Raw genomic sequence first — 19,798 nt, 5'->3', positions numbered from 1 at the left:
GCCCCCGCCGTCCCCGCCCGCGACGGACGGTCTGCTGAGCGCCGCCCGCCGCCATCTGGGCCCGATGGCGTATGGACCGGCCCATCCCGCCCATCCGCCGGCCCCGCTCCCGGCCGGCGCCCGGAAACGCTGGCAGCGGGTCCTGCCGTAGGCGGCCGGGACCGCCTGCTGGGCTTCCGGCAACGCCCAGCAGGCGCCGACCCGGCCTCCGCCTAGTCCGGCGCCCGCCGGGTGCCCGCGGAGGACGCCCACGGACACCCCGGGTACTTCGCTCCCGGAACCGAATCGCTGCGCGCCTTCGCCGCGATCGCCGAAGGCGCGTACCCCCAGGGCCCGTTCCCTTCGGAGACGTACGACCAGTTCAGAGGCCACACTGGGCGGATCTGCCGGGGAGCGGACTGGACAAGCGGCCGGGGCGCCCCGCACGATGAGCGCTCACGATTGCAACTGTGCGGGGGCAAAGCGGTGTTACGGCGACCTCGGCGCTCCGCACCCCTTACCGGCACGGGAGACACCTCGCCATGAGCTACGGCGATCCGCACAACCCCTACGCCCGGCAGCCTCCGCACGGCCTGCCCGGACATCCGCAGGCCGGACCGCAGGGAACCCCGCGGGACGTACCTCCCCCGTACGGCGTTCCCCCGCGGTACGGCTATCAGCAGCAGCCGTACGGGATGTACCCGCCGGCCTGGATACCGGGCGTGCCGGGGCCGGGGCTGCCGCCGCCGGCCCACTGGGGGGAGCGGGTGGGGGCGTGGATGCTCGACCTGATGGTCATCGTGGCGCCGATGTACGCGCTGGGGTTCGTCGACATCGTGAGGAGCGACGACCCGGCGAACGCGGACCCCGGACCCTTCTTCGCCGTCGGCGTGGCCTACTTCCTCGTCATGGGCTTCTACCAGCTCTACCGGGAGGGCAGGTACGGCCAGACGACCGGCAAGAAGGTCCTGCGGATCAGCGTGCGCCGCCAGGCCGACGGCAGGACGCTCGGTTTCGGCATGGCGTTCGTGCGCAAACTCGCGCACATAGTGGACAGCCTGCCGTGCTACCTCGGCTGGCTCTGGCCGCTGTGGGACGTCAGGAGGCAGACCTTCGCCGACAAGATGTGCTCCACCGTGGTCATCAAGGTGGCCAAGGGCTGATCGCGCCCGGTGGACCGGGCGCGATCAGCCGGCGCCGCTATTCGCGGGCGGTGGCGGTCGAGCTCATGTCCGGGTAGCGGTCCCCCGCGACCTGCCCGGCGATCGGCTCCAGCTGGTCCAGCTCCTCGGAGGTCAGCGTGATCCGGGTGGCGCCGACGTTCTCCAGCAGGCGGCTGCTCTTACGGGTGCCCGGGATCGGCACCACGGCCAGTCCGTGCACCTGGGCGCGCTGCTGCACCCAGGCCAGCGCCACCTGGGCGGCGGTCGCCCCGTGCGCGGCGGCGATCTTGCGGACGGGCTCCAGCAGCGCGGCGTTCGCCTTCGCGTTGTCGCCGGTGAACCTCGGCTGGAACTGCCGGAAGTCGTTCTTCGCCAGGTCCTTCCCCGCGTCCGCGAAGGCTCCGGTCAGAAAACCGCGGCCGAGCGGTGAGTACGGCACGACGGTCACGCCGAGCTCCACGGCCGCGGGCACCGCGCTGAGCTCGCTGTCCCGGCTGAACAGCGACCACTCGGACTGGAGGGCGGCGATCGGGTGCACGGCGTGTGCCGCGCGCAGCTCCGCACCCGTCACCTCGCTGAGCCCGAGCTGCTTGACCTTGCCCTGCTGGACCAGCTCGGCCATGGCGCCCACGGACTCGGCCAGCGGCACCGCCGGGTCGCGGCGGTGCATGTAGTAGAGGTCGATCACGTCGGTGCCCAGCCGCCGCAGGCTGTTCTCGACGGCCTGCCGGATGTACGCGGGGTCGTTGCGGATGCCCCGGTAGTGCGGGTCGTCGTCCCGGCGCTCGATGGCGAACTTGGTGGCGAGGGTGATCTCGTCCCGGTGCGCCCCGACGAACGGCGCGATGAACGTCTCGTTGGCGCCGCTGCCGTAGATGTCCGCGGTGTCGAAGAGGGTCACACCGGCCGCCAGGGCGGTCTCCAGCGTCTCCCGTGCGGAGAACTCATCGGTGTCCCCGTAGAACTCGCTCATGCCCATGCAGCCGAGCCCCTGGACGCCGACCTGGGGGCCGCCCCTGCCGAGCTCAACGGTGGCGATCTTGTTGTCAGTCATCAGGTACGTGACCTCTCCGGCGCCCGTCGGGCGCCCGCGTAAAAGTCGATCTTGTGGTCGAGTACGGCGAGGGTGTCCTGGAGCTCCGCGATCCGCGTCCTCACGTCGCGGCGGGTCGCCTCCAGCAGTTCCTGCCGTTCCTCGAAGGTGTGGTCGCCCTCGCGCAGCAGCTCCGCGTAACGGACCATGTGGGCGACCGGCATCCCGGTCAGCCGCAGCTTGCCGACGAAGGTCAGCCAGTCCAGGTCACGGTTGGTGAAACGGCGCTGGCCGGTGTGCGACCGGTCGACGTGCGGCATCAGCCCGATCCGCTCGTACCAGCGCAGGGTGTGTGCGGTGAGCCCGGTGAAGGCGACCACCTCGCTGATCGTGTACTGGTCCTGCCCCTCGGGCCGGGGGTGCGCCTTGGCGGGCGATGCGCAGAGATCGGTCCTCGTCGCAGTCGTCGTGGTCTCCATCACCGTCATGCCTCCACGCTAGAACCTTGGAGTGCACTCCAAGCAAGCGCAACCGGAGCCGATTTTCCGCCGGTATTAGTCTCATAGGCATGCAGAGCCTGGCGATGATCGAGAACTGGCCCGTGCCCACCGCGGCGGCGGCCGTCGTACGAGCGGACGGCACCGTCCTCGGCCGGCACGGTCCGGGCGGCCACCGCTTCCCGCTCGCCTCCGTCACCAAGCCGCTCGCCGCCTACGCGGCGCTGGTGGCGTACGAGGAGGGCGCGGTCGAGCTCGACGAGCCGGCGGGCCCCGAGGGGTCCACGGTCCGCCACCTGCTCGCCCACACCAGCGGCCTCGCCTTCGACGAGCACCGGGTGACGGCCCCGCCCGGCACCCGGCGGCTCTACTCCAACGCGGGCTTCGAGGTGCTCGGTGACCATATCGCCAAGGCCACCGGCATCCCGTTCCCGGAATACGCCCGCCAGGCGGTCCTGGAGCCCCTCGGCATGACCGCGACCACCCTGGACGGCTCGCCCGCCCGCGACGGCGTCTCCACCGTCGAGGACCTGGTCCGGTTCGCGGCCGAGGTGCAGTCCCCCCGCCTCCTCGACCCGCGCACGGTACTGGAGGCGCAGAGCGTCGTGCACCCCGGACTGAAGGGCGTGCTGCCGGGCTACGGCCACCAGAACCCCAACGACTGGGGCCTCGGCTTCGAGATCCGGGACTCCAAGTCCCCGCACTGGACCGGCGCGCACTCCTCCCCCGCGACCTTCGGGCACTTCGGCCAGTCCGGCACGTTCCTGTGGATCGACCCCGTCGCGGGGGCGGCCTGCGTGGCGCTCACCGACCGGCCCTTCGGCCCGTGGGCGGCCGAGGTCTGGACGCCGTTCACGGACGCGGTGCTGGCCGAGCTGGCGGCGTAGCCGAACCGACACCGGACGCGGCGGCCAGGCACTCGAACCACACCGTCTTGCCGCCGCCGTCCCGGCGCACCTCCACGCCCCACTTGTCCGTCACGGCATCCACCAGGACCAGCCCCCGCCCGCCCTCGTCGAGCACCCCGCCCTCGACCACGCGCGGCACCTCCGGGCAGCCGTCCGCCACCTCGACGCGGACACCCACGCCGCCCGGGAGCCGGAAGACGAACGTCTGGCAGCGGCGGCCCGGCACATGCCGGACCACATTGGCGATGAGCTCGGTGAACGCGAGCTCCGCCGCGTCGGCCACGGCCATCAGCCCCCACCCCTTGAGGTAGAGGCGCAGGAGGCGCCTCAGGTGCCGGGCCGAGTGCTCACCCACGGCGAAGTCGGATCGGTAGGCCGGCTCTTCGGCCTCGGTCCAGGGCGCGATTACGTGATTCATGTCACCATCGTGCGAGCAAGTGACTACGCTCGGCTACCAAAGGAACCGAACGCCGCGAGGCGTTGCGCGTCGCGCCTGCACACCGGAGGTCCCCCCACCGTGGCCAACATCCAGTCACTCGACCCCTGCGCGTCCCCCCTCGACTACTACGGCTGGGAATTACGCCGCCAGCGCGAGGCGGCCGGCCTCAGGCAGCAGCAGTTGGGCGACATCATCTTCTGCACGGGCTCGCTGATCGGCCAGATCGAGACGACGAAGAAGATCCCCACCCGCGACTTCTCCGAGCGGGTGGACGCCGCCCTGGGCACCGACGGCGTGTTCTCCCGCCTGGTGGGCCTGGTCCTGCGGAGCCAACTGCCGTCGTGGTTCCAGGCGTACGCGGAGATGGAGGCGAAGGCCGCGTACATCTCCACGTACCAGGCGCAGTTGGTGTACGGGCTGTTGCAGACGGAGGATTACGCGCGGGCCTTGCTCGCCCCCGGCATGCCCAATGACCCGGACAGCCTGGTAGCGGCCCGCATGGAGCGCCAGCGCATCCTGGAGCGGGAGAAGCCTCCCCTGGCCTGGGCCGTTCTGGACGAGGCCGTGCTGTACCGGCCAATCGGCGGCAACAAGGTGATGCGCGCGCAACTCCAGCACTTGTTGGACTACTCCACGCACCGCTGGATGCGTATCCAGGTGCTGCCCTTCGCAGCCGGTGAACACTCAAGCCTGGATGGCTCGTTCAACCTTCTGCGCTTCGACGACGACCCGGACATCGTCTACACCGAGGACCTCATCTCCGGTCATATGACCGCCAGCCCGGACACTGTCAGGGAGGCATCGCTCCGATACGCTCACCTCCAGGCCGCCTCCCTCTCCGTGGGGGATTCAGCGGCGCTGATCAGCCGCGTGATGGAGGAGCGATATGCGAACCAGCCCTGACCTGAAGAGCGCGGAGTGGCGTAAGTCCAGCTACAGCGGCAGCAGCGGCGGCGAGTGCGTCGAGTGCACCGTGACCGGCGGCGCCGCCTGGCGGAAGTCCTCGTACAGCGGCACAACCGGTGGTGACTGCGTCGAGGTGGCGACCGGCTGCGCCGCCTCCGTCCCGGTCCGCGACAGCAAGGTCCAGGACGGGCCCGTCATCGTTATCGCGGCCGACGCCTGGCGCGGCTTCGTCGCCGGACTCTGAGGCTCGTACGACGAAGGGGCCCGGGACGGACCAGTGACAGTCGTCCCGGGCCCCTTCCGGCTGCTCAGACCGTCGACACACGCCCGGCGTACCGCTGGGTCCAGCCGGTCCCGGTGTCGGCGGTGAGCACCACGTCGTAGTAGCCGTCCTCGGTGGGCCAGTGCACGGTGGTGGAGTGGCCGCCGGGGACGGTGTACTTCCGGGTGCCGCCGACGTAGTCGTTGGCCTTGAGGGTGTAACGGACGGGATGTCTGCCGTCGTTGCGCAGCTTCAGTCTGACGACCGCGTGCCGGCCTCCTTCCAACTCCGCCTCGACGCGCGGAATGCCGGTGTTCCTCTGGCCCGTGGGGGTGAGCTGTCCCGCGAAGGAGCGCAGGAAGCCGTCGGGTCCGTAGACGGAGAAGGCGTACCTGCCGTCGGTCTTCGTCGCGTCCCAGGTGTACGAACGGGGGTCCGCCCCGGTCACCGTGTACGGCGTGTTGTCGAAGGCGAGGTACCGGTCGGGGAAGACCTGGAGGCTCACCGCCTTGCCCGCCGGGCCCCCGGCCAGGGTCATGGACGCGGTCACCGTGCCCGCCGAGCGGTCCTCGGTGAGGGTGGCGTGCGGGTGGAAGGAGAGGGCCCTCGGCCTCATCCTGTTCCGCGACGGATTCGGCGGGGTCCCGGTGACCGGGTCCGCGATGACGACCGGTCCGGGGCGCGGGTGCGCGAAGTCGATCGCGCTGGTGAGGTCGCCCGCGACGGAGCGGCGCCAGTCGGTGATGTTCGGGCAGGTGAACGGCTTGCCCAGGTGGGAGGCCCAGGTCTCCAGGAACTTCACGGTCGAGGTGTGGTCGAACACCTCGGAGGCGACGTAGCCGCCCCGTGTCCACGGCGAGACCAGCACCATCGGCACCCGGGGGCCGAACCCGTACGGAGTGGTGCCGGAGAACTCACCGGCCGTGCCCGGCTCCGGGCGCGGGGGCAGCACGTGGTCGAACTTCCCGTCGTTCTCGTCGTAGGTGATGATCACCAGGGTGTGGTTCCAGATGTCCTCGTTGCTCTGGAGCGTCTTGAGGACCTTGTTCATGTAGCGCTCGCCGTGCACGGTGTCGAAGCCCGGGTGCTCGCTCCACGCGGCGGGCATGACCACCCAGGAGACCTCGGGAAGCGGGTGCTGCGCCCCCGGCTCGCAGGCGGCGATCAGATCGCGGAGCACCGCGTCGAGGTTGGCCTCCGAGTCGTCGTTGGGCGTGGTGGCGCCCTCGTAGACGAAGGAGTTGGCCTTCCAGATCTTGCCGGTGCCCGGTTCGAGATCGGCCGCGTCCGCAGAGCGGGGGTCGAACGACCTGAAGCTGTTGGTGACGTTGCAGCCGTACTCACCGACGAACCCGCTCTGGAGGCTGCCCCCGACGCCGTGGCCGCTGTTGTCGGAGTAGACCCGCCAGTCGATTCCGGCCTGCTGGAGCTGCTCGGGGACGGTGGTCCAGCCGCGGCTGTAGTCGTTCTGCCTGGCGTTGGTGGTCTCGCCGCCCGCCGCACCGGTCATCAGGTAGTAGCGGTTCGGGATGGTCGGTCCGTGCAGCGAACAGAAGTTCATGTCGCAGACGGTGTACTGGGAGGCGAGCGAGTACATCCACGGCATGTAGTCGGGCGTGTAGTACCACATGCAGTGGTCGCCCTTGTCCTTCACCCAGGTGTTCCAGCGCCCCTCGTTGGCGCCGTAGAAGCTGTGGTTGTCGCTCCAGGTGGCGGTCGACGGGGCGGGCGGCACGATGGCGCCGGTCGCGTCGCGCTGCTGGAAGACGTCGGTGCCGTCCTGGAACCTCAGGACCTGCTTGTCGTGATGTCCGCGTACACCCGGCAGCTGGCCGAGGTAGTGGTCGAAGGACCGGTTCTCCTGCATCAGGATCACCACGTGCCTCAGATCGGAGATGTCTCCGTTGAAGCCCTTGGGCAGGCGGTATTCGGCGGCACCGGCCTGTGTCCCGGCGACCGCTTCCGCGACCGGACCGGCCGCCACCGCACCGAGGGCGACGGCGGCCGTCTGGAGCATCCGGCGCCGGGTGATACGGGATTCCTGGGCGGGGCTCACGGTGTCTTCTGTGGTGGGAGTCATCAGCGGACCTCTGGGGGGGAGAGTGATTCAGGGGGCGGATGTACGCGCGTGCCTGCGAAATCTAGGCCGCCGGGGCGAACGGCGGGCGAACCATGGCCGTACTCCTCACTCCTGAGACACCGGCAGATGTTCTCCCGCCGCTCCGCCGGCCGGAACGTGCGGGGCCAAGATGCAACAGGTCGCGCCGGACCGGTAGTACGAGATGACGAATGGCCGATACCCTCCCCCGCCATGACCGACATCGTGCGCGCCGCCGCCCCCGACGTCCCGGCACTCGCCGCCGTACTCGCCAGCGCCTACGCGGAGGACCCCGTCTGGTCCTGGCTGATGCCGCGCGACCGGGACCGGCGGCTGCGGCTGCTGTTCACCGCCCACCTCGCCCAGCAGGTCCCGGCGGGCCGGGTGTGGACCGACCGGGACCGCACGGTGGCGGCGGTATGGGCGGAGCCCGGCCGGTGGAAGCTCCCGGCGAGCTACCTGCTGCGCAACGCGGGCACGCTGCTGCGCGCCGGACGGGCCCAGCTGCCCAGGACCGGACTGCGGTTGCTCGCGCTGGAGCACCGCCATCCGGCAGACCCCGCGCACTGGTACGTCGAGTACATCGGCACCCACGCCGAGGCGCGCGGCACCGGTCGCGGGTCACAGGTGCTGGGCGGGCTGCTGGAACGGGCGGACGCGGACGGGCGGCCGGTGTTCCTGGAGTCGAGCAACCGGCGCAACCTGACCTTCTACGAACGGCACGGCTTCACCGTGCACGAGGAGATGACGTTCCGGTCCGGCCCGCCGATGTGGTCGATGTGGCGCCGGGACGCCGGGCGGTAGCCGACGGCGCGGTCGCGCCGGTCCCGGTCTCCTCACCTCCGCCCGCAGCGCGAACTGGCCTGCGCCGGACCGGAGTCGACGAACATCCGCGCGTGCCGCTAGCCTGCCCGACGGGCGACAGCCGGTGCGACGGCGGACCGTCCGGGGCTGCGCCGTCGCCCCTCGCCGACGGCCCGCACCGCGCGAGCCGCGTACATCGCGCGAGCCGCCGCCGCACCACCACGCGTCTCGCACGAGTCGCACGACCGGATGACAGGGGGCCGCGCCGTGGCCGGACCGACGGACCGCGCCACGCTGCGTTTCAACGTGACGCCGGACCAGATGAACCACTGGTTCACGGAAGTGGAACGCCACACACCACCGGGGATCACCCACGATCTCACCCGGCGCTTCCTGGCCGAGACCGGGCTGCCCCGCACAGCGGCCCTGATCCGGTTCGAGCCGGGCGGGCCGGATACCACCTGGCCCGAACTCCACCACATCGGCGCCTACGGCGACCACGGGCATGTCCTGCTCGACCCCGGCACCGGCCACGTGTACTCGTACGACACGGGCATCGGCGGAGCTCAGCCGGACCCGATGAGCGTCGACGTGTCCGCGCTGGTCCGCGACGCCCACCTGGCCGAGGACCTGCGGAACGACCGGGAACCGCGGCACACCGCCGACGAACTGGTGGAACTGCTGGCGGTGACCGAGCCGGAACTCCCGAGGGCCGGTTCCTTCTGGCCGACGGCGTACGTGATGTGGCAGCTGCGCCGCGCGGCCGTCCCCGGGGACGGGCTCGCCGTACGCGTCACGCGGGAGATGCTCGATCTCGTCTACGAAGGGGAGTACTGGGGGTTTCCGGACGAGTTGCTGCCCGACGCGCTGGTGCACGGCCCGACGAGGCGGTTCCTCCGCGAGACCGGGGTCATCGACGCCTGGGCCTACCTGGAGATGTCCGGCCACGAGGAACGGCTGCCGACCCTCGCCGAGATCACCGCCCGCCGGATCGAGGAAGAGGAGGACGAGGAACTACCCGGTCCGCCACCGGACGCCGAGCACCTGATCGTGCTGGGGTACGTCCTGGAGGACACGGACCTGGTGGTGGACGGCCGCACCGGCCTGGTCCTGATGTGGAACCAGTACGAGGCCGAGTTGACCCCGTGCAACACGGACCTCTCCACCCTCGCCTTCACCATGTGGGCGGTGGCCCACGCGAGGGCGGAGGGCTGTCGGCTCGGGCTCGGGATGGACCACGTCTGGGAGACGATCATCAGGGACCTGCTGGGCGGAATCGACCCGGTGGCATGGGCCGACCCCTGGGGCTACTGGCCGAACCTGCTCTTCGACGGAGTCAACGGCATCGCGCTCGACTGAGCGGTCCGCGCGCTGTGGTCGGGCCGATCACGACTCGCACACCGGCGCGACGCCGGTCGGCCACGGCCACGGCCACGGCTACGGCGGGAGGTGACCGCCGCCGCACGACACGGCGCCCGCAGCCGTCTCAGCGAGCCCTCAGCCGTCCTTCAGCCGGCGCTCAACTCCCACACCAGCACTTCCGCGGCAGCCACCGCGACCAGCTCAAGACCCGCTTCCCCGGCGATCCGGGCCGAATCGCCCGGCGACAGCGCCTCGTCGCCGATCCGCACCTCTCCGGCGACCACGTGCACGTACACCCGTGGCGAGTCCGGCAGCGCCGTGCGCTCCGCCTCCCCCAGCCGCCGGACGTGCAGCATCGCGCCCGCCTCCGGGAGGGCGTACGGGGTGGAGTCGGCGATGCCGGCGACGGTCGTGTACGAGGGCTCACCGCCCGGCTCCAGCGGTGCGAGCCACATCTGAAGGAAGGTCAGCGGGGTGTCCCCGTCGTTGCGTTCGACGTGCCGGACGCCGCCCGCCGCGCTGAGGTGCTGGACGTCCCCGGCCCGTACGACCGTGGCGTGGCCGGCGGAGTCGCGGTGGGTCAGCTCCCCCTCCACCACCCAGGTCACGATCTCCGTGTGGCTGTGCGGGTGCTCGTCGAAGCCCGCGCCGGGGGCGAGCCGTTCCTCGTTGCAGGCGAGGACCGGGCCGAAGCGGAGGTTGTCCGGGTCGTAGAAGGTGCCGAAGGAGAAGGAGTGCCGGGAGTCGATCCCGGCCGCCTCGTCCCCGCCCCTGAAGCGGTCGCCCGAGCGACGTACGGAAATCACCCGCCCCACGGTAGCCCGCGCGGCAGCGGGACCGTCCTACGGATTTCATACAAAGTATCCTGATCTTGCACGACCGGCCCCGCCCCTCCGGGCAGCTGTCCGGATAGGGCAGTCTTGTGTCTGTGCCCCGACCCGATCCTGAGCAGCCCGCTGCGAACGACGCCCATCTCCATGCCGCGACGCTGAAACGTCTGGAGCAGTCCTCCGGCCGGCTGGCCGCGAACGCGATCGCCCGCATGGACGAGTCACTGCCCTGGTACCGGGCCATGCCACCGGAGAACCGGTCCTGGATCGGCCTGGTCGCCCAGGCCGGAATCGCCGCCTTCACCGAGTGGTTCCGGCATCCGGAGACCCCGCAGGCCATCTCCACCGATGTCTTCGGCACGGCTCCGCGCGAGCTGACCCGGGCCATCACGCTGCGGCAGACCGTCGAGATGGTGCGTACGACGATCGAGGTCATGGAGGCCGCGATCGACGAAGTCGCCGCGCCCGGCGACGAGTCGGTGCTCCGTGAGGCGCTGCTCGTCTACGCCCGCGAGATCGCCTTCGCGACCGCGCAGGTCTACGCCCAGGCCGCAGAGGCCCGGGGTGCCTGGGATGCCCGGCTCGAATCGCTCGTGGTGAACGCGGTGCTGTCCGGGGAGGCCGACGAGGGCGCCGTGTCCCGGGCCGCCGCGCTCGGCTGGAACTCCCCCGAACACGTCTGCGTACTGCTCGGAACGGCTCCGGACGGCGACAGCGAGCTGACCGTGGAGGCGATCAGGCGGGCCGCCCGGCACGCCAAGCTCCAGGTGCTGACCGGGGTGCTCGGCAGCCGGCTCGTCGTCATCGCGGGCGGCAGCGACAATCCGCTCCAGGTCGCGAAGGCGCTGATCGGGCCGTACGCGGCGGGCCCCGTCGTCGCCGGCCCCGTGGTGCCCGACCTGCTGGCGGCCACCCGGTCCGCGCAGGCGGCGGCCGCCGGGCTCAAGGCCTGCGGCGCCTGGCAGGACGCCCCCCGGCCGGTGCTGGCGGACGATCTGCTGCCGGAGCGCGCGATGGCGGGCGACCCGGCCGCGCGGGACCAGTTGGTAGAGGAGATCTACAGACCGCTCGAAGAAGCGGGTTCCGCCCTCCTGGAGACGCTGAGTGTGTATCTGGAACAGGCGAGCAGCCTCGAAGGCGCCGCCAGGATGCTCTTCGTCCACCCCAACACCGTGCGCTACCGGCTGCGACGTGTGACAGACGTCACCGGTTGGTCGCCGTCGGATGTCCGCTCGGCGTTCACACTCCGGATCGCCCTCATCCTGGGGCGTCTGGCCGACAGGGATCTCCAGTCCTAGACTTTTGTCGGACATCAACAATTCCCCATACGGTTCTTCGTCCCTGTCCCCACGGGCGTACCGGACCGTTCACAAGAGAGAGTGTGAGGGTGCTCGTACTCGTCGCTCCCGGCCAAGGCGCTCAGACGCCCGGCTTCCTGACTCCCTGGCTCGACCTCCCCGGTGCCGCCGACCGCATCGCGGCCTGGTCCGACGCCATCGGGCTCGACCTTGCCCACTACGGCACCAAGGCTGACGCGGAGGAGATCCGCGACACCGCGGTGGCCCAGCCGCTGCTGGTCGCCGCCGGTCTGCTGTCCGCTGCCGCGCTCGACGCGTCACCGAGTGTCGTCGCAGGTCACAGCGTTGGTGAAATCACCGCAGCCGCCTTCGCCGGAGTCATCGGCGAGGACGCGGCTCTCCGTCTCGTACGCACCCGGGGGCTCGGCATGGCCGAGGCCGCGGCGGTGACCGAGACGGGCATGGCGGCACTGCTCGGCGGGGACCCCGAGGTCACCATCGCGCACCTGGAGAAGCTCGGACTGACCCCGGCGAACGTCAACGGGGCCGGTCAGATCGTCGCCGCCGGCACCGCGGAGCAGATCGCCGCGCTCGTCGAGGACATGCCCGAGGGAGTGCGCCGCGTGGTGCCCCTGAAGGTCGCCGGCGCGTTCCACACGCACCACATGGCTCCCGCCGTCGAGCGGCTCCGCGAGGCCGCCGAGGCTCTGGAGGTCTCCGACCCGGCCGTGACATATGTCTCGAACGCCGACGGAAAGGCGGTCGCCACCGGCGCGGAGGTCATCTCGCGCCTGGTCGGCCAGGTCGCCAACCCGGTGCGCTGGGACCTGTGCATGGAGACCTTCAAGGAACTGGGCGTCACCGCGCTGATCGAGGCCTGCCCCGGCGGCACGCTCACCGGTCTCGCCAAGCGCGCGCTGCCCGGCGTGAAGACGCTCGCGCTGAAGACCCCCGACGACCTCGACGCTGCCCGCGCGCTCATCGCTGAGCACGCGGGCGCCTAAGGAGCCCGAGAGCATGTCGAAGATCAAGCCCAGCAAGGGCGCCCCGTACGCACGGATCATGGGTGTCGGCGGCTACCGCCCGACCCGTGTCGTGCCGAACGAGGTGATCCTCGAAACGATCGACTCGTCGGACGAGTGGATCCGCTCCCGGTCCGGCATCGCCACCCGCCACTGGGCCTCCGAGGAGGAGACCGTGGCCGCGATGTCCGTCGAGGCGTCCGGCAAGGCCATCGCCGATGCCGGGATCGACCCGTCGCAGATCGGCGCGGTCGTCGTCTCGACCGTCTCGCACTTCAAGCAGACCCCGGCCATCGCCACCGAGATCGCCCACAAGATCGGCGCGGGCAAGCCCGCCGCCTTCGACATCTCGGCCGGCTGCGCGGGCTTCGGCTACGGCCTGACGCTCGCCAAGGGCATGATCGTCGAGGGCTCGGCCCAGTACGTGCTCGTGATCGGCGTGGAGCGGCTGAGTGACCTCACCGACCTGAGCGACCGCGCGACGGCGTTCCTGTTCGGTGACGGCGCCGGTGCCGTGATCGTCGGCCCGTCCGACGTGCCCGCCATCGGCCCCACGGTGTGGGGCTCCGAGGGCGACAAGTCGGACACGATCAAGCAGACCGTGGCGTGGGACACCTTCCACGCCGACCGTCCGGAGAAGTTCCCGGCCATCACGCAGGAGGGCCAGGCGGTCTTCCGCTGGGCCGTCTTCGAGATGGCGAAGGTCGCCCAGCAGGCGCTGGACGCGGCCGGGATCGCTCCGGAAGACCTGGACGTCTTCATTCCGCACCAGGCGAACATGCGGATCATCGACTCGATGGTGAAGACACTGAAGCTGCCGGATCACGTCACGGTCGCCCGTGACGTGGAGACCACCGGCAACACCTCCGCCGCCTCGATTCCGCTCGCAATGGAGCGGCTTCTGGCGACCGGTCAGGCGAAGAGCGGCGACACCGCGCTCGTCATCGGCTTCGGGGCGGGTCTCGTCTACGCCGCGACGGTCGTTACCCTCCCCTAGGCACACCGGGTCTTTTCGCCCGGACACCCGAACCCAGCAGATATACACCGAAGGAGCGCCAACATGGCCAGCACGCAGAAGGAGATCCTCGACGGTCTCGCCGAGATCGTCAACGAGATCGCCGGTATCCCGGTCGAGGACGTCGAGCTGGAGAAGTCCTTCACCGACGACCTGGACGTCGACTCGCTGTCCATGGTCGAGGTCGTCGTCGCCGCCGAGGAGCGCTTCGACGTCAAGATCCCCGACGAGGACGTCAAGAACCTCAAGACGGTGGGCGACGCCACCGACTACATCCTCAAGCACCAGGCCTGATCCAGCCGGTTCGTGTGTCGCCACCCGGCGGTGGCGCCGCTGATTCACGACCCTCTACACGTGGAGAAGATTTTCCAGTGAACTCGACCAATCGCACCGTGGTCGTCACCGGTATCGGCGCAACCACTCCGCTGGGTGGCGATTCCGCATCGACCTGGGAAGGTCTGATGGCCGGCCGGTCCGGCGTCAAGCCTCTTGAGGGCGAACGTTTCGCCGAACTGCCCGTCCGGATCGCGGCCCTCGCGGCCGTCGACCCGGGCGACGTCCTGCCCCGCCCGCTCGCCCGCAAGCTGGACCGCTCGGCTCAGTTCGCGCTGATCGCGGCCCGCGAGGCGTGGGCGGACGCGGGCTTCACCGGCAAGGCCGGTGAGGACGCCAAGATCCAGCCCGAGCGGCTGGGCTCGGTCATCGCCTCCGGTATCGGCGGCGTGATCACCCTGCTCGACCAGTACGACGTGCTGAAGGAGAAGGGCGTACGCCGCGTCTCCCCGCACACCGTTCCCATGCTCATGCCCAACGGTCCGGCCGCCAACGTCGGTATCGAGGTGAACGCCCAGGCGGGCGTCCACACCCCGGTCTCCGCCTGTGCGTCGGGCGCGGAGGCGATCGGGTACGCCGTCGAGATGATCCGCACCGGCCGTGCCGATGTGGTCCTCGCCGGTGGCACGGAGGCGGCCATCCACCCGCTGCCGATCGCCGCGTTCGCCAACATGATGGCGATGTCCAAGAGCAACGAAGAGCCCGAGAAGGCCTCGCGTCCGTACGACACGGCCCGTGACGGCTTCGTCCTCGGTGAGGGCGCCGGTGTCGTCGTCCTGGAGTCGGCGGAGCACGCCGCCGCGCGTGGCGCCCGGGTCTACGCGGAGGTGCTGGGCCAGGGGCTGTCCGCGGACGCCCACCACATCGCGCAGCCCGAGCCGACCGGGCGCGGCATCGCCGCGGCGATGCAGAACCTGCTGGACCAGACGGACCTGAAGCCGTCCGAGGTCGTGCACCTGAACGCGCACGCGACGTCCACGCCGCAGGGCGATGTGGCGGAGCTGAGGGCGCTGCGCAAGATCCTGGGCGACGACCTGGACCATGTCGCGATCTCCGCGACGAAGTCGATGACGGGTCACCTCCTCGGTGGCGCGGGCGGCATCGAGACCGTGGCGACGATCCTGGCGCTGCACCACCGGATGGCTCCGCCGACCATCAACATCGAGAACCTCGACGACGCGGTCGAGGCGGACATCGTGCGCGACGCTCCCCGGCCGCTGCCGGAGGGGCCGATCGCGGCGATCAACAACTCGTTCGGGTTCGGCGGGCACAACGTGGTGCTGGCGTTCCGCAGCGTGTGACCTCATGCCGTGAAGCCCGCCTCCCCCGTGCCGGGGAGGCGGGCTTCCTGCTGTGCGCGGCCCTTCTCGAGGGCGCTGCCCCCCGGACCCCGCTGCTCAATCGCCGGAGGGGCTTGAATGGCCCGCCGGCCCGCGGCACCGCCGGGCGCAGCCCGGCGGCAGATTCCCGCCCCGCCGACGGCTGAGGCGCGGGGGGCCGGGGCAGCGCGCCCGGAACCGGCCGCCGGTCACACCACCTGGTGGAGCCACCGCACAGGCGCGCCCTCGCCCGCGTGGCGGAAGGACTCCAGTTCGTCGTCCCACGGCTTGCCGAGGAGCTTGGCGATCTCCGCCTCCAGATCCGTCTCCCCCCGCACGGAGCGCGCCAGCGCGGCCCGCAGCCGGTCCTCCGGGACCAGGATGTCGCCGTGCATGCCGGTGACCGCGTGGAAGATGCCCAGCTCGGGCGTGGAGCTGTAGCGCTCCCCCTCCGCGGTGGGCGACGGCTCCGCCGTCACCTCGAAGCGCAGCAGGTCCCAGCCCCGCAGGGCCGAGGCGAGCTTCGACGCCGTGCCGGGCCTGGCCTGCCAGGAGAACTCGGACCGCCAGGTGCCGGGCGCGGCAGGCTGTCTGATCCAGTCGAGCTGCACCCGCACACCGAGGACACCCGCCACCGCCCATTCGACGTGTGGGCAGAGCGCGCGCGGTGCGGAGTGAACGTACAGGACTCCACGTGTCGTCACCGGGACCTCCAGTGTGGGACGAGGTTCGCCTTCCCCAGCGGCCTCGCGCCCGTAACGTCTCTTTCCAGCCGCTTCCCGAGGTTGTCATCAGTAAACAGCATCGGGAGTTAATCTCAGGAAAGGGGACGGTATGTGACGTGATGTGAGGTTCGGAAGCCACCCGAGTGGAGCCGGGCAGCCGGAGGAACCACTGGTTCGACGGGGAAAAGCTACCGTGCGGCGGCGTCCGAGGTGTGACGTACCGTCGGTCCTGGGCCCATGATTCGCCGAGCTTTCATCCAGCGGAGCGCGCGGGCCCGCCGACCGGTGCCAAGAGGGTTTGCCGGGGGCATGGACAGGAGGGGACCAGGGGATGCCGGATCGTTCCGTACGGCGCCGATCGCGCGGCGCGACGGCCGCGCTGGCCGCGTTGTCGTGTCTCGGCACGGTGGTACTGGCCGGCTGCGACTCCGGCTCGGACAGCACGACGAAGGGCGCGTCGGCCGGGCACCCCTCCGCGGCGGCCGCGCCGCTCTGGGACCGCAGCCCGGCTTCCGTCGCGGCCGTCGGGGACTCCATCACCCGCGGGTTCGACGCCTGCTCGGTGCTGGCGGACTGCCCCGAGGCCTCCTGGTCCACCGGCACGGACAGCGCGGTGAACAGCCTCGCCGTGCGGCTGCTCGGCGCCTCCGGCGCGGCGGACCACAGCTGGAACCACGCGGCGACGGGGGCCCGGATCGCCCAGCTGCCGGAGCAGATGGCGCTGGCCGCGAAGGAGGACCCCGCTCTGGTGACGGTGATGATCGGCGCCAACGACGCCTGCCGGGACTCGGTGCGGGCCATGACACCGGTGGCTGATTTCCGTAGGTCGTTCGAGGCCTCGATGCGTCAGCTGCGCGACGGCGCGCCGAAGGCCCAGGTGTACGTGTCGAGCGTGCCGGACCTGAAGCGGCTCTGGTCGACGGGGCGCGTCAATCAGCTGGGCAAGCAGATCTGGAAGCTCGGCATCTGCAAGTCGATGCTGGCCGACGCGGACGACATGAGCGCCTCCGCCGTGACGCGGCGCTCGGAGGTGCAGGACCGCGTGGTGGCGTACAACGGGGTGCTGCGCGAGGTGTGCGCGAAGGACGTGCGCTGCCGTTACGACGGCGGGGCGGTCTTCGACTACCGGTTCACCGGCAAGCAGCTCAGCCAGTGGGACTGGTTCCACCCGGGGCGCAACGGGCAGGCCCGGCTGGCGGAGATCGCGTACCGCAACGTCACGGCGGCCCGCCCGCCGGCGTAGGGCCCGCCCGGTCTAGAGTTCGCGATCATGGACACGGGTTCGAACACGGTGACGCGCACGGAAGACTTCGGCACCCTCGGGGACGGCCCGGCCGTGCACCGCTGGACGCTGGAGCGGGACGGCACGCGGGTGCGGGTGCTGACGTACGGCGGCATCGTGCAGTCGGTCGAGGTGCCGGACCGGGACGGGGTGCGGACCGGCGTGGCGCTCGGACTGCCGGACCTCGCCTCGTACCTGAAGTACACCGGGCCCTACTTCGGCGCCTTGGTCGGGCGGTACGCGAACCGGATCGGCGGCGCGGCCTTCGAGCTGGACGGGCGGACCCGGCGCCTCACGCGCAACGAGGGGCGCAACCACGTGCACGGCGGGGCCCGCGGCTTCGACAAGCGCGTGTGGGAGGCCCGGGAGATCGCGGACGGGGTGGAGCTGTCCCTGGTCTCGGCGGACGGCGAGGAGGGCTTCCCGGGGCGGCTGGAGCTCTCGGTGGCGTACACGCTGGACGCGGGCGGTGCGCTGCGGATCGCGTACCGGGCGACGACGGACGCGCCGACCGTGCTGAACCTGACGAACCACACGTACTGGAACCTGGCGGGCGCGGGCAGCGGCAGCGCGCTCGGCCAGCTGCTGCGGATCGCGGCCGGGCGGATCACTCCGGCGGACGCGGAGTCGCTGCCGACGGGCGAGTTCCGGCCGGTGGAGGGGACCCGGTTCGACTTCCGGGAGCCCCGTCCGGTGTCCGGGGGGTTCGACCACAACTACGTACTGGACGCGGGCACGCCCGGTCCGGCGGCCGAACTGTACGACGAGGTGTCCGGGCGGGTGCTGACCGTCGCGACCACGGAGCCCGGTCTCCAGCTCTACACGGCGGACCACTTCGACGGGGAGCCGTTCGTGCCGTGCGCCGGAATCGCGCTGGAGACCCAGCACTTCCCCGACTCCCCGAACCGGCCGGAGTTCCCGAGCACGGTGCTGCGGCCGGGCGAGGAGTACGTGTCTAGGACGGTGTACGGCTTCTCGGTGCGCTGAGCCGGACCGCGCCGGCCCGCAAGCCGTGCCTGCCGTGCGCACCGCGCCGGAGGCGCGGTCGGGCTGACGCTCAGTCGCCGAGGGGGTGCGGCGGGGAGAGTGCCGGTGTTCCACCGTCCGCGCTCTCCCGGTCGTCCGCCCCGTCGTCCGGGTCACCGTCCGGCCGGCCGTCCTCCCCCACCAGTTCGCGTGCCAGCAGGGTCGCACCGGCGACGGCCCCCGGCATCAGGAAGACGGCGACGAACGGGACCAGGAAGGCGAGGCCCAGCGGCACGCCGAAGCCGAGGATCAGCAGCTTGCGGCCGCGCAGCAGGACCAGCCGGTCCTTCAGCACCATGCCGCGCCGCTGGAGCGCGACGGCGGTGAGTTCCTCCGCCAGGAAGTAGCCGGTGACGCAGAAGCCGATCAGCGGGACGACGGTCTGGCCGGCGACCGGGACGAACCCGAAAGCGAAGAGCAGCAGCCCGTACAGCGCGACCCGCACCAGGATGCGCACGCTGTCGCGGGCGGAGATCCACAGTTCCCGCCAGAGCGGCAGCCCCGACTCGGGCGCCTCGCCGCCCTCGGCCCGGTCGACCTCCTCGGACAGCGCCTCGTAGAAGGGCTGCCCGACCAGCAGCGTGACGGCGGTGAAGGTGATCACCGCCAGGAACAGGCCGAACGCGAAGACCAGCACGGTCAGGGTGGTGCGGAGCAGCCCCAGCCAGGGCGAGGACCAGTCGTCGGCGAACGGGGTGGCCCAGGCCGCCAGGTCGTCGGCCCCGTAGCCGAGGCCGACGAGCGCGCCCACGTACACCACCAGGGTGATGAGACCGGGGACCAGGCCGATGCCGAGCCACCTGCCGTGCCGGACGACCCAGCGTTGCCCGTTGATCAAATGACTGAAACCCACCCCTAGATCACGCATGGCGTCAGCGTAGCGGGGAGCCGTACGGCGCAGGCCGGGTACTCCGGACACGGCCGAGGGCCGCACCCCGGACGGGATGCGGCCCTCGGCCCCGTACGGGCGCGATGCGCGGTACGGGGGTGCTGCGGTGGGGCCGGGTCAGGCGACCGACAGCTCGACCTTGATGTTGCCGCGCGTCGCGTTCGAGTACGGGCACACCTGGTGGGCCTTCTCGATGAGTGCCTGCGCGGTCGCGGTGTCGACGTTCGGGATGGTCGCGGAGATCGCGACCTCCAGGCCGAAGCCGCCGGCCTCGGTCTTGCCGATGGAGACCGCGGCGGTCACCGTGGAGCCGGAGATGTCGGCCTTCTCCTGGCGGGCCACGACGCCCAGCGCGCCCTGGAAGCAGGCGCTGTAGCCGGCCGCGAAGAGCTGCTCCGGGTTGGTGCCCGCGCCGCTTCCGCCCATCTCCTTCGGCGGGTTGACGACCACGTCGAGCTTGCCGTCGTCCGAGGAGACCCGGCCGTCACGGCCGTTCTCGGCGGTGGCGACGGCGGTGTACGCGACGGCGATGTCCTGAACGGTCATAGCTGTGATACCTCCTGCTGATGCGCCGCGACTCGCGCCCACGATCGCGACGGCCTGGGATG

Annotated in this window: 21 protein-coding genes and 1 pseudogene; 14 read left to right on the top strand and 8 right to left on the bottom strand. The window is 71.1% G+C overall.

Features of this window, described 5'->3' with window-relative positions; all coding sequences use genetic code 11:
• Positions 1-219: 219 nt before the first annotated feature.
• Both ACIP89_RS02910 and ACIP89_RS02905 read left to right on the top strand, forming a co-directional pair.
• A pseudogene (locus tag ACIP89_RS02910) lies at positions 220-525 on the top strand (hypothetical protein); the annotation flags it as partial.
• Positions 522-1,142: an RDD family protein gene (locus ACIP89_RS02905; RefSeq protein ID WP_402112617.1), complete on the top strand. Its 621-nt coding sequence runs from the start codon at positions 522-524 to the stop codon at positions 1,140-1,142. The pseudogene ACIP89_RS02910 and the gene ACIP89_RS02905, both read left to right, overlap by 4 nt.
• Positions 1,143-1,179: 37 nt before the next feature.
• Here the strand turns inward: ACIP89_RS02905 and ACIP89_RS02900 are convergent, their stop codons facing one another.
• Together ACIP89_RS02900 and ACIP89_RS02895 are read right to left on the bottom strand one after the other, a co-directional pair.
• Positions 1,180-2,196, bottom strand: coding sequence for an aldo/keto reductase (locus ACIP89_RS02900; protein WP_401921297.1), 1,017 nt, complete (start codon positions 2,194-2,196; stop codon positions 1,180-1,182).
• Complete coding sequence (locus tag ACIP89_RS02895; RefSeq protein ID WP_401921299.1) at positions 2,196-2,663, bottom strand: MerR family transcriptional regulator; 468 nt, start codon at positions 2,661-2,663, stop codon at positions 2,196-2,198. Before ACIP89_RS02895 ends, ACIP89_RS02900 begins: the two co-directional genes overlap by 1 nt.
• 80 nt (positions 2,664-2,743) lie before the next feature.
• Between ACIP89_RS02895 and ACIP89_RS02890 the strand changes: the two genes are divergently transcribed.
• Positions 2,744-3,559 (top strand): serine hydrolase domain-containing protein, encoded by an 816-nt coding sequence (locus ACIP89_RS02890; RefSeq protein WP_401922248.1) that lies wholly within the window; start codon positions 2,744-2,746, stop codon positions 3,557-3,559.
• Here ACIP89_RS02890 and ACIP89_RS02885 read toward each other — a convergent pair.
• Positions 3,525-3,998: an ATP-binding protein gene (locus ACIP89_RS02885; RefSeq protein ID WP_401922247.1), complete on the bottom strand. Its 474-nt coding sequence runs from the start codon at positions 3,996-3,998 to the stop codon at positions 3,525-3,527. The two genes, ACIP89_RS02890 and ACIP89_RS02885, sit on opposite strands and share 35 nt — an antisense overlap.
• A 99-nt stretch (positions 3,999-4,097) precedes the next feature.
• On the opposite strand from ACIP89_RS02885, the gene ACIP89_RS02880 reads away from it, so the two are divergent.
• On the top strand, positions 4,098-4,922 hold the full coding sequence (locus ACIP89_RS02880) for a helix-turn-helix domain-containing protein (protein ID WP_402112614.1): 825 nt from the start codon (positions 4,098-4,100) through the stop codon (positions 4,920-4,922).
• Positions 4,906-5,169, top strand: a complete 264-nt coding sequence (locus tag ACIP89_RS02875) for a DUF397 domain-containing protein (protein WP_402112612.1) — start codon at positions 4,906-4,908, stop codon at positions 5,167-5,169. The genes ACIP89_RS02880 and ACIP89_RS02875 overlap by 17 nt, the downstream gene beginning before the upstream one ends.
• Positions 5,170-5,233: 64 nt before the next feature.
• On the opposite strand, the gene ACIP89_RS02870 is transcribed toward ACIP89_RS02875, so the two are convergent.
• Positions 5,234-7,267 carry an alkaline phosphatase family protein gene (locus ACIP89_RS02870; protein ID WP_402112610.1) on the bottom strand — a complete coding sequence of 678 codons (2,034 nt, stop codon included), beginning with the start codon at positions 7,265-7,267 and terminating at the stop codon, positions 5,234-5,236.
• 231 nt (positions 7,268-7,498) lie between these two features.
• On the opposite strand from ACIP89_RS02870, the gene ACIP89_RS02865 reads away from it, so the two are divergent.
• A complete protein-coding gene (locus tag ACIP89_RS02865; RefSeq protein WP_402112609.1) occupies positions 7,499-8,089 on the top strand; it encodes a GNAT family N-acetyltransferase in 591 nt (196 codons plus the stop codon).
• A 267-nt stretch (positions 8,090-8,356) separates the two neighbouring features.
• A complete protein-coding gene (locus tag ACIP89_RS02860) occupies positions 8,357-9,448 on the top strand; it encodes an SUKH-4 family immunity protein (protein WP_402112606.1) in 1,092 nt (363 codons plus the stop codon).
• A 149-nt stretch (positions 9,449-9,597) separates the two neighbouring features.
• Here ACIP89_RS02860 and ACIP89_RS02855 read toward each other — a convergent pair whose 3' ends face one another.
• The gene (locus ACIP89_RS02855) at positions 9,598-10,257 is read right to left on the bottom strand and encodes a pirin family protein (RefSeq protein WP_402112604.1); all 660 of its coding nucleotides are present in this window, start codon (positions 10,255-10,257) and stop codon (positions 9,598-9,600) included.
• 122 nt (positions 10,258-10,379) lie between these two features.
• Between ACIP89_RS02855 and ACIP89_RS02850 the strand changes: the two genes are divergently transcribed.
• From ACIP89_RS02850 to fabF, 5 genes are all read left to right on the top strand, one after another.
• Positions 10,380-11,579, top strand: a complete 1,200-nt coding sequence (locus ACIP89_RS02850) for a CdaR family transcriptional regulator (protein WP_185092363.1) — start codon at positions 10,380-10,382, stop codon at positions 11,577-11,579.
• An 89-nt stretch (positions 11,580-11,668) separates the two neighbouring features.
• Entirely contained in the window at positions 11,669-12,583 is a 915-nt protein-coding gene (locus tag ACIP89_RS02845; RefSeq protein ID WP_401921309.1) for an ACP S-malonyltransferase, read from the top strand.
• 13 nt (positions 12,584-12,596) lie between these two features.
• Entirely contained in the window at positions 12,597-13,598 is a 1,002-nt protein-coding gene (locus tag ACIP89_RS02840) for a ketoacyl-ACP synthase III (RefSeq protein ID WP_401921311.1), read from the top strand.
• A 63-nt stretch (positions 13,599-13,661) separates the two neighbouring features.
• The gene (locus ACIP89_RS02835; protein ID WP_401921312.1) at positions 13,662-13,910 is read left to right on the top strand and encodes an acyl carrier protein; all 249 of its coding nucleotides are present in this window, start codon (positions 13,662-13,664) and stop codon (positions 13,908-13,910) included.
• 77 nt (positions 13,911-13,987) lie between these two features.
• Positions 13,988-15,250 carry a beta-ketoacyl-ACP synthase II gene (fabF, locus tag ACIP89_RS02830; protein ID WP_402112601.1) on the top strand — a complete coding sequence of 421 codons (1,263 nt, stop codon included), beginning with the start codon at positions 13,988-13,990 and terminating at the stop codon, positions 15,248-15,250.
• Positions 15,251-15,477: 227 nt separating this feature from the next.
• On the opposite strand, the gene ACIP89_RS02825 is transcribed toward fabF, so the two are convergent.
• Positions 15,478-15,972, bottom strand: coding sequence for a DUF3145 domain-containing protein (locus ACIP89_RS02825; RefSeq protein ID WP_123526144.1), 495 nt, complete (start codon positions 15,970-15,972; stop codon positions 15,478-15,480).
• A 352-nt stretch (positions 15,973-16,324) separates the two neighbouring features.
• Between ACIP89_RS02825 and ACIP89_RS02820 the strand changes: the two genes are divergently transcribed.
• Positions 16,325-17,236 carry an SGNH/GDSL hydrolase family protein gene (locus tag ACIP89_RS02820; protein WP_402112598.1) on the top strand — a complete coding sequence of 304 codons (912 nt, stop codon included), beginning with the start codon at positions 16,325-16,327 and terminating at the stop codon, positions 17,234-17,236.
• Between the two features lie 27 nt (positions 17,237-17,263).
• On the top strand, positions 17,264-18,262 hold the full coding sequence (locus ACIP89_RS02815; protein WP_402112595.1) for an aldose epimerase family protein: 999 nt from the start codon (positions 17,264-17,266) through the stop codon (positions 18,260-18,262).
• A 70-nt stretch (positions 18,263-18,332) separates the two neighbouring features.
• On the opposite strand, the gene ACIP89_RS02810 is transcribed toward ACIP89_RS02815, so the two are convergent.
• Both ACIP89_RS02810 and ACIP89_RS02805 read right to left on the bottom strand, forming a co-directional pair.
• Positions 18,333-19,169: an EI24 domain-containing protein gene (locus ACIP89_RS02810; RefSeq protein ID WP_402112592.1), complete on the bottom strand. Its 837-nt coding sequence runs from the start codon at positions 19,167-19,169 to the stop codon at positions 18,333-18,335.
• Between the two features lie 138 nt (positions 19,170-19,307).
• The gene (locus tag ACIP89_RS02805; protein WP_401921317.1) at positions 19,308-19,736 is read right to left on the bottom strand and encodes an organic hydroperoxide resistance protein; all 429 of its coding nucleotides are present in this window, start codon (positions 19,734-19,736) and stop codon (positions 19,308-19,310) included.
• Positions 19,737-19,798: the final 62 nt, after the last annotated feature.

Origin of the sequence: Streptomyces sp. NPDC088730, assembly GCF_044751215.1 — a bacterium.
Lineage (GTDB): Bacteria > Actinomycetota > Actinomycetes > Streptomycetales > Streptomycetaceae > Streptomyces.
The sequence above is the reverse complement of the archived record's forward strand: the minus strand, read 5'-3'. Positions and strand labels throughout refer to the sequence as shown.

Bases quoted from the DNA above. Each gene is read 5' to 3' on its own strand.
- ACIP89_RS02905 (WP_402112617.1), top strand. From the start codon at position 522: ATGAGCTACGGCGATCCGCACAACCCCTACGCCCGGCAGCCTCCGCAC.
- ACIP89_RS02900 (WP_401921297.1), bottom strand. From the start codon at position 2,196: ATGACTGACAACAAGATCGCCACCGTTGAGCTCGGCAGGGGCGGCCCC.
- ACIP89_RS02895 (WP_401921299.1), bottom strand. From the start codon at position 2,663: ATGACGGTGATGGAGACCACGACGACTGCGACGAGGACCGATCTCTGC.
- ACIP89_RS02890 (WP_401922248.1), top strand. From the start codon at position 2,744: ATGCAGAGCCTGGCGATGATCGAGAACTGGCCCGTGCCCACCGCGGCG.
- ACIP89_RS02885 (WP_401922247.1), bottom strand. From the start codon at position 3,998: ATGAATCACGTAATCGCGCCCTGGACCGAGGCCGAAGAGCCGGCCTAC.
- ACIP89_RS02875 (WP_402112612.1), top strand. From the start codon at position 4,906: ATGCGAACCAGCCCTGACCTGAAGAGCGCGGAGTGGCGTAAGTCCAGC.
- ACIP89_RS02870 (WP_402112610.1), bottom strand. From the start codon at position 7,267: ATGACTCCCACCACAGAAGACACCGTGAGCCCCGCCCAGGAATCCCGT.
- ACIP89_RS02865 (WP_402112609.1), top strand. From the start codon at position 7,499: ATGACCGACATCGTGCGCGCCGCCGCCCCCGACGTCCCGGCACTCGCC.
- ACIP89_RS02840 (WP_401921311.1), top strand. From the start codon at position 12,597: ATGTCGAAGATCAAGCCCAGCAAGGGCGCCCCGTACGCACGGATCATG.
- ACIP89_RS02835 (WP_401921312.1), top strand. From the start codon at position 13,662: ATGGCCAGCACGCAGAAGGAGATCCTCGACGGTCTCGCCGAGATCGTC.
- ACIP89_RS02820 (WP_402112598.1), top strand. From the start codon at position 16,325: ATGCCGGATCGTTCCGTACGGCGCCGATCGCGCGGCGCGACGGCCGCG.
- ACIP89_RS02815 (WP_402112595.1), top strand. From the start codon at position 17,264: ATGGACACGGGTTCGAACACGGTGACGCGCACGGAAGACTTCGGCACC.
- ACIP89_RS02810 (WP_402112592.1), bottom strand. From the start codon at position 19,169: ATGCGTGATCTAGGGGTGGGTTTCAGTCATTTGATCAACGGGCAACGC.
- ACIP89_RS02805 (WP_401921317.1), bottom strand. From the start codon at position 19,736: ATGACCGTTCAGGACATCGCCGTCGCGTACACCGCCGTCGCCACCGCC.